The organism is Bacillus sp. GMs2/2 (assembly GCF_050172095.1).
GTDB lineage: Bacteria > Bacillota > Bacilli > Bacillales > Bacillaceae_G > Bacillus_A > Bacillus_A cereus.
Window position 1 is genome coordinate 1 of the sequence record NZ_JBNLYE010000230.1, and the last position, 6,473, is coordinate 6,473.

Consider the following 6,473-nt stretch of genomic DNA (forward strand, 5'->3'; position numbering starts at 1 on the left):
AATAATTATTTGTTAATTCTTAATGTAATGAATATTCATGTTTAAATATACGAATTTAACTACATAGTTATTGTGCTAAAGGGGGAGAAAGATGTTAGATGAATTGTACAATGCTTTTTTAAATGCGTCTGGTTTTACAGAAAGTGCGAGGAAACGAGATCGGTATGATGATTTACATGATTATTTAAAAGATAAAGAAAGAGAGTTAAAGCAATTCATTCAAGAGGTTGAATCAGCGAAGAGAGATTATGAGAGTAAAAGTAATGGCTTAGAAGCTAATAAAATTCCGGCAGTTGAATTTGAGCAAAAACGTCATGAAAAGGATGAAGACTTAAATACAGTATTATCCTATTTTAAAAGTGCATTAAGCGATATTGGATCTGCAAAAAGTACAGCTTATGCAAAGTATTTGGAATATAAAGCGAAAGCAGAATCGGAGAAAGCGTCAGCATATGCCGCAGCGACCAAGGCTTTTGAAGAAAAGAAAAAGGAACTTGAAAATCTTATCCATTAAGCATACAAAGAATGTGGGGGAACTAACATGAGTGGTAAAGAGGTTGAAATTATAGGAAGTAACACTGCAAGTGCCATTTCTTACGCACAAAACATTGAAAATGGTATGAAGGATTCTTTAAACCAAGCGAAAGACTTAAAAGCATATGTCACAGGTGCGAAATGGAATGGAAAAACGAGAGATGCATTTTTAAGTTATCTTGATTTAATCATTCAATATAATTCAGAAATGGTAGAGGCATTTGAGGGGCATACGAAAGCTTTGAAAGAGTTAGATAAAAGCATCCAAACGTACGGAGATAGATCGGAAGTAAGAGCGATAAAACAACTGTGATGGAGAAACGAGGGATAAAAGAATGGGGAAAGAAATGAGTTTTGCACCTGCTGAATTATATGTTCTCGCAGGTGCAGCTGGAGTTACGGATATATTTGGATTGCCAAACCGTGACGCAATTATTTTACTTGATGCAGAATGTGTCACGAAAGCAACTACGAGTTTAAAAGAAAAAGGCCTACTTACAAGTGAAAATGGAATTACCCCTGCAGCTTTTCAAATAATTGAACTATTAAAGGAATATGAAAATTGTCATGAATACACGAGAATGAATAATGTATTAATTGGCTTTTTAAAAGAGGATAAAGACCGAGTGGCTGTATTAACGGAAATAGAACCAAATAAAAAATACGAGATCGACTACATACCAAAACCGGACGTATATTTTTCATTATTAACACGCATTCCTTTCTTATTGAGAGAACCGAGGGAAATAGAAGATACATTTTTCTCAAAGAGAATGACAGAAGAAGAACAACAAACATTTGAGGAAAAAGATTTATCAAATAAAGACGTTATAGCGATAGAAACGTATACGAGGCCTCGAAGTAATAGAGGAGGAAAATGGGAATGTTTCTTATATTTCACTGAAGGAGAAGATTTCGTTCAAATAGATGTAGATCGTAATCGATATGACTGGGTGAGCCTCTATGCGGTTAATAAGAAATTGTATGACGTGTTAAAAATGCCATATAAAAAGTTAATTGACCCGAGACAATTCTCGTTAGGAGGTATTCAATAATGCAAGTATCAATGGGAGATAGTGGTTCTGGTGGTGGAGAAGAAGTATTAGTTAATTTTCAAGAACTACTTGATATAGTAATGAAGTTAGAAAATATATATAAAATCCATGTAGACGTCATTGGAACGAATATTGAGAGTTTATTAAGCTGTGATTTTTATCAAAAAGGTGAAGCGATGAGAGTAATTGAAAAATATCCTGATATATTACACAAAACACTAGAATTGGCTGAACACTATTCTAGGTCAGCGACAGTTGTAGGGAATGTATGTGTAGAAATGCTTGAAAAGGACGAACAATTACGTGAAATATTAAGTAAGTTGTAGAAATCACCATACGGCTGGGGGGATGAAAACGAGATGGATGTGAAATATAGACCTGAACCATGGCAAAACATGGGGGATGGTATGAATCGAATTACAAAAGATGCACTCATGAAATTACGGGAAGCAAATGAATCATTAAAAAGAATTGATGGAAGAATACGAGATTTAGACTCGGATGGTAGTATACATTTTAATCCTAAAGATCAATCGCAAAAAATTGGGGAATTACTTGATAGTTATACGACATTACAAAAATATTGCGGAGAAGCAGGGCGATTGGTGTCTGAACATATAGATAAACCTTTTTTAGTAGAAATGGATAAATTCGCTCAAAAAATGAGAGATACATCTATTCTCAGTTTTGAAACAAATAACCGAATTGGCTCTACAACAACGACAGTATTACCAGGTGCGCATGCGGGCTACGGAAGTGTACCACAAACAATACAGAAGAAGAAAGATAAAATAACAGTAGAAGATATTTTTAAAGATTCACCTGCATTTGATAACGTACTGAGAGAGGAATACAAAGAACTAAAAAAACAAAATCCGGATGCAAAATTAAATTATGAAGAATACAAGAAAGTAGTCCCATCCACACGAGGATTTGAATACAAATCGATAGAAGATGAACAGAAAAAACTAGAAATGGTGCGAGACATAGGAATAGGCGTAGGAATCATCATCACAACAATCCTTTGTCCACCACTCGGGGCCGCTGCCGCAGTAGTATACGGAGGTGTACAAATAAAAAGCGGTATCGACGGAGAAGACTGGGGAACACACCGGAAATTGAGCCAAGAAGAGCGGACAGAAAGAATCATCTTTGGTGGAATAGATGCAATCCCAGTTGTTGGAGCAGTAGGAAAAGGAGTAAAAGCATTTAAAGGCACGAGTGAATTAGCTGATTTAGCGAAATTATTAAAATTCAAAGAAGGAATGCCTGGTTTTAATCCAAATTTGGGTGGAAATGTGGTACAATCGCTTAAGGAAAATAATCTATTAAAAAATTTAAAAATACAAGGCTGGAAAACCGTAGATAAGATTAATGATGCGGACTACTTCATTAAAGGTCTAGTAGCAAAAGGGGTGGACTCCGTAACCCCATTCGCTAAAGGTGTAGAAATCATGCCAGATGGAAGTGTTGTTAGATCTGGAACGAACTATAGCGGGAAATTCCAAGAAGCCCATGATGCCTCAAAGGCGAGTATTCAGAGTAGGATCTCGAATTTGGAGAGTGGTGGGGTTAAGGGTACGGGGGATAGTAGTAAGGCAAACCCAAACAAAATTAAGTTAACTCCGGAAAGAGAAAAATACTATCGAATGAAAATAGATGAAGCCAAAGCGCGAGGGGATTATAAGGAAGCAGATAACATTAGGTATAATCGTCATTGTGAAGAAACAAAAGAGCCTTTAGAACGTAAAGAGTGGGATGTTAAGCGTGAAAATTTAAGGAAAAGTCAAGAGCGAGGAAGAGAAGAAGAAATAAAAGGGAGAAAAGCTTTGGGAGAACACCTAAATCGTACATTAGAGGACAATAACTCTGGCAAGGTTGTTACGTATACATCCAGTGAAGGGCATCTTACGCGTCCAGATAGTATAGGTCGTAATGCTAAGGATGAAATCGATTTAGTTCATGATCACAAACACAAAATAAGTGACAAAGAACACGTTATTCATAATGACAGTCAAATGCGAGCTGAAAGAGAGATGCTCGAAGATAAAAGTGGAAGTCATATTGTGACAATATCAAGTGATAAACCTGATTCGAATGGGATTCCTCCTCATCCAAGACCAAGTGGGCCTTTAGCGAAAGAGAGTGACATTTTCTATACTGATCCAAATAGTGGTAAAGTGACACATAAGTGGGAAGCGCACCCAGATATCCCTGGTGGAGGTATATGGATAAAAATATAGATAAGTATGTAACTTTACTTTTTAGTATTAAGGGGGATTTAAATGAAACCTAATTATTTTACAATTGCAATGTATCCTACAGTATCGATTAATCAGGAAGAGATACTAGGTCGTCTTTTGAGCGTGTTTGATTCGAATGAAAAATTTGCTCCTACTCATTGGGGTAACAGTGAAACCGTACGGGTAGAATATAATCGTGAGGAAATTCTTGAAAAGGTGATTTTGGAACGTAAAGTATCAGAAGTACACTTGTATCGTGATAAAGCAGTGCACTATAGAGGAAGCTTTAAAGTTAACTGGAGTCATAGGTCATATCTTGAGTTTGAGTTTCATAAATCAATACCTAAAAGTTTATGGTCTGCTTTTTTTGAGTTATCCGATCAAATCGCAGAAATTGTAAAACCACGTTTTGGGGTGTCGCAAATTTTTTGGAAAGCGTCTTATCCATGGAATACGGAACGTGAACGGTTACATATGTGGATGAATATGTCTGCCTTACCTATACCGGTAAGGTTTCTTCCTAACGGTCCTTTGGGGATAGGCACTAGAACATATTTGAGTGGTCATATTTTAGACATGTTTGATAAGGAATTATTACTAAATAGCCCAGCTGTCGTATCAGAGCTGGATTGGGGTGGGATTTGTATAGACCTTTTACAAAATCCATTAGAAGCCAATATAGATATGTTACTTGATAGTTGGTTACATGTAATGAAATACTTAGAACCAGCTCAAGTAATGGCCATGCCAAGTTTTCATGAAAGTCGAATGGTTGTAACTTATTCTCCAAATGTTGCTTGGAAGGAGTATCTGGAAAGTTAAATGAAAGGAATTTGTAATCATGGATGAGAAAAATAATGATAGAATAAGAGTCATGGAAATATTAAATAGATCTCAATACAATGATGAAATTATAGATGGGCTAGATATGAGCAATTTAGATCTTACTTTTTCAGATTTGTCAGAGGTGATGGCAGAGGGTATCATGGCAAAACAAGTCCTTTTAAGAGCTTCTTCACTAATGAGAGCATCTTTTTTTGATTGTGATTTTGAGTTTGCTGATTTCAGGAGCTGTAATTTAGAGGAAATACATATTGCAGATTGTAGATTTGGTGAAGCTAATTTCTCTAAAGCCAATATGAAATATGCTAAGGTAAATATAAGTAGTTGTTTTGAAACATGTTTTGATGAAGTTGATTTTTCATATGGAGAATTAGTTGGAACGATATTAAATCATGCTACTTTTCGACGAGCAAATTTATATAAAATAGATGCAAAACAGGCTGACTGTACGGGAACAAATTTCAGCAACACGAATCTTACAGAAGGTAACTTTGAAAAAGCATATTTAGAAGATGCTAATTTATCAGAAGTAAACGCTAGAAATGCAGATTTTACTGACGCAGATTTAACGGGAGCGACCCTTTTAAATGGTGATTTTACTAACGCGAATTTTACCGGTGCTAAACTTGACAATGTAGTTTGGACAGGAGTAAAGGTAGAAGGAGCCAAGTTTGACGAAAACGTTAAGGAACAAATCTTAAAAATGATTTAAATATGACGGGAAGTATATACATTGAAGCACTCGAAAACCTATGATTGGTAGCGAGTGCTTTTTTCTTATAGATATTAGACAATGATAAATAAGTGAAAACCAATATAGATTATTTTTAAGGCTTGTTGGATGGATTAAGTTGTGAATATTATATAATTGAAAATACATTAGCAAAAGGTGTGGACTCCGTAACCCCATTCGTTAAAGGTGTAGAAATACTGCCAGATGGAAGTGTCGTTAGATCTGGAACGAACTATAGCGAGAAATTCCAAGAAGCCCATGATGCCTCAAAGGCGAGTATTCAGAGTAGGATCTCGAATCTGGAGAGTGGTGGGGTTAAGGGTACTGGTAATATTGGTAAGGGAGCCAGTGGGGCTAATGAATTCGATGATATCTTAATTGATTCATACAAAAATCTGAGGAAAAATAAAGAAATTTCAGGTCAAGCACATCATTTGAATCAAGATGCTGCTTTTAGAGACTATATTCCAAGAAATGACGGACTTTCTGTAAAATTGGAAGGAAATATATTTAAAGATATAGATAGCCCCCATTACAATGCTCATAAAAGTTTAGAAGATTTTTGGAATATTTACAGGAAAAATGGAGATCTAGCAGGGCTTAAGCCTAATTTAACAGACTATAACAATGCATTGAGAGATTCTTTAATTAATGTAGGGTTATCAGAAGCACAAGTAAACAAAGCAGTTTCAGAAGCGATCAAGCAACAAATAAATGCTGGTCTTTTTGCTGATGATTTCGTGCCTAGAATACCGGGGAGAATTAATTTACCAAAACCAAAACCTTGATGGAGGAAGTAAAGTGAGATTAGAAAATGAAGTCGTGCAGTCTTTATGTAGAATTGATTTTTTATCACACACTAGAAAATTAGAGGTTGATTTTGAGATAGTACCAACTTTAAAATTGGCTAGTAAAAGTATTAATCAATTAAAGTGGGAGAACCTTTGTTTAGATAAAATAGGAGATGTTACTTCACATTTATCAAAGAATTATAAAGAAATGTATAATAAAAATTGGAATAATTTAGCGATGGATATAAAAAGGAAATTATTTCTATTGTTGATG

8 protein-coding genes and 1 pseudogene are annotated in these 6,473 nt (G+C 35.3%); all 9 read left to right on the forward strand.

The genetic code is table 11. The annotated features are described in order from the left end of the window. The first annotated feature begins 91 nt into the window (after positions 1–91). The gene (locus ACQGS6_RS20820) at positions 92–514 is read left to right on the forward strand and encodes a hypothetical protein (protein WP_048657059.1); all 423 of its coding nucleotides are present in this window, start codon (positions 92–94) and stop codon (positions 512–514) included. 27 nt (positions 515–541) lie between these two features. Continuing rightward, positions 542–847: a WXG100 family type VII secretion target gene (locus ACQGS6_RS20825; RefSeq protein ID WP_000014538.1), complete on the forward strand. Its 306-nt coding sequence runs from the start codon at positions 542–544 to the stop codon at positions 845–847. Between the two features lie 22 nt (positions 848–869). Continuing rightward, complete coding sequence (locus ACQGS6_RS20830) at positions 870–1,589, forward strand: DUF5081 family protein (RefSeq protein ID WP_074625635.1); 720 nt, start codon at positions 870–872, stop codon at positions 1,587–1,589. Continuing rightward, entirely contained in the window at positions 1,589–1,915 is a 327-nt protein-coding gene (locus tag ACQGS6_RS20835; protein ID WP_001198201.1) for a hypothetical protein, read from the forward strand. The genes ACQGS6_RS20830 and ACQGS6_RS20835 overlap by 1 nt, the downstream gene beginning before the upstream one ends. Positions 1,916–1,948: 33 nt before the next feature. Next, positions 1,949–3,832 (forward strand): ADP-ribosyltransferase, encoded by a 1,884-nt coding sequence (locus ACQGS6_RS20840; RefSeq protein WP_426965520.1) that lies wholly within the window; start codon positions 1,949–1,951, stop codon positions 3,830–3,832. 42 nt (positions 3,833–3,874) lie between these two features. Beyond that, entirely contained in the window at positions 3,875–4,654 is a 780-nt protein-coding gene (locus ACQGS6_RS20845; protein ID WP_326318587.1) for a hypothetical protein, read from the forward strand. Between the two features lie 19 nt (positions 4,655–4,673). Continuing rightward, positions 4,674–5,387: a pentapeptide repeat-containing protein gene (locus ACQGS6_RS20850; RefSeq protein WP_326318586.1), complete on the forward strand. Its 714-nt coding sequence runs from the start codon at positions 4,674–4,676 to the stop codon at positions 5,385–5,387. Positions 5,388–5,509: 122 nt separating this feature from the next. Next, on the forward strand, positions 5,510–6,196 hold the full coding sequence (locus ACQGS6_RS20855; RefSeq protein ID WP_326318585.1) for a type IV secretion protein Rhs: 687 nt from the start codon (positions 5,510–5,512) through the stop codon (positions 6,194–6,196). A gap of 13 nt (positions 6,197–6,209) precedes the next feature. Further along, positions 6,210–6,473 (forward strand): annotated as a pseudogene (locus ACQGS6_RS20860) (hypothetical protein); the annotation flags it as partial.

Excerpts from the sequence above, each read along its gene's own strand:
- ACQGS6_RS20850 (WP_326318586.1), top strand. The coding sequence starts at position 4,674 with ATGGATGAGAAAAATAATGATAGAATAAGAGTCATGGAAATATTAAAT.
- ACQGS6_RS20845 (WP_326318587.1), top strand. The coding sequence starts at position 3,875 with ATGAAACCTAATTATTTTACAATTGCAATGTATCCTACAGTATCGATT.
- ACQGS6_RS20825 (WP_000014538.1), top strand. The coding sequence starts at position 542 with ATGAGTGGTAAAGAGGTTGAAATTATAGGAAGTAACACTGCAAGTGCC.
- ACQGS6_RS20835 (WP_001198201.1), top strand. The coding sequence starts at position 1,589 with ATGCAAGTATCAATGGGAGATAGTGGTTCTGGTGGTGGAGAAGAAGTA.
- ACQGS6_RS20820 (WP_048657059.1), top strand. The coding sequence starts at position 92 with ATGTTAGATGAATTGTACAATGCTTTTTTAAATGCGTCTGGTTTTACA.
- ACQGS6_RS20830 (WP_074625635.1), top strand. The coding sequence starts at position 870 with ATGGGGAAAGAAATGAGTTTTGCACCTGCTGAATTATATGTTCTCGCA.
- ACQGS6_RS20840 (WP_426965520.1), top strand. The coding sequence starts at position 1,949 with ATGGATGTGAAATATAGACCTGAACCATGGCAAAACATGGGGGATGGT.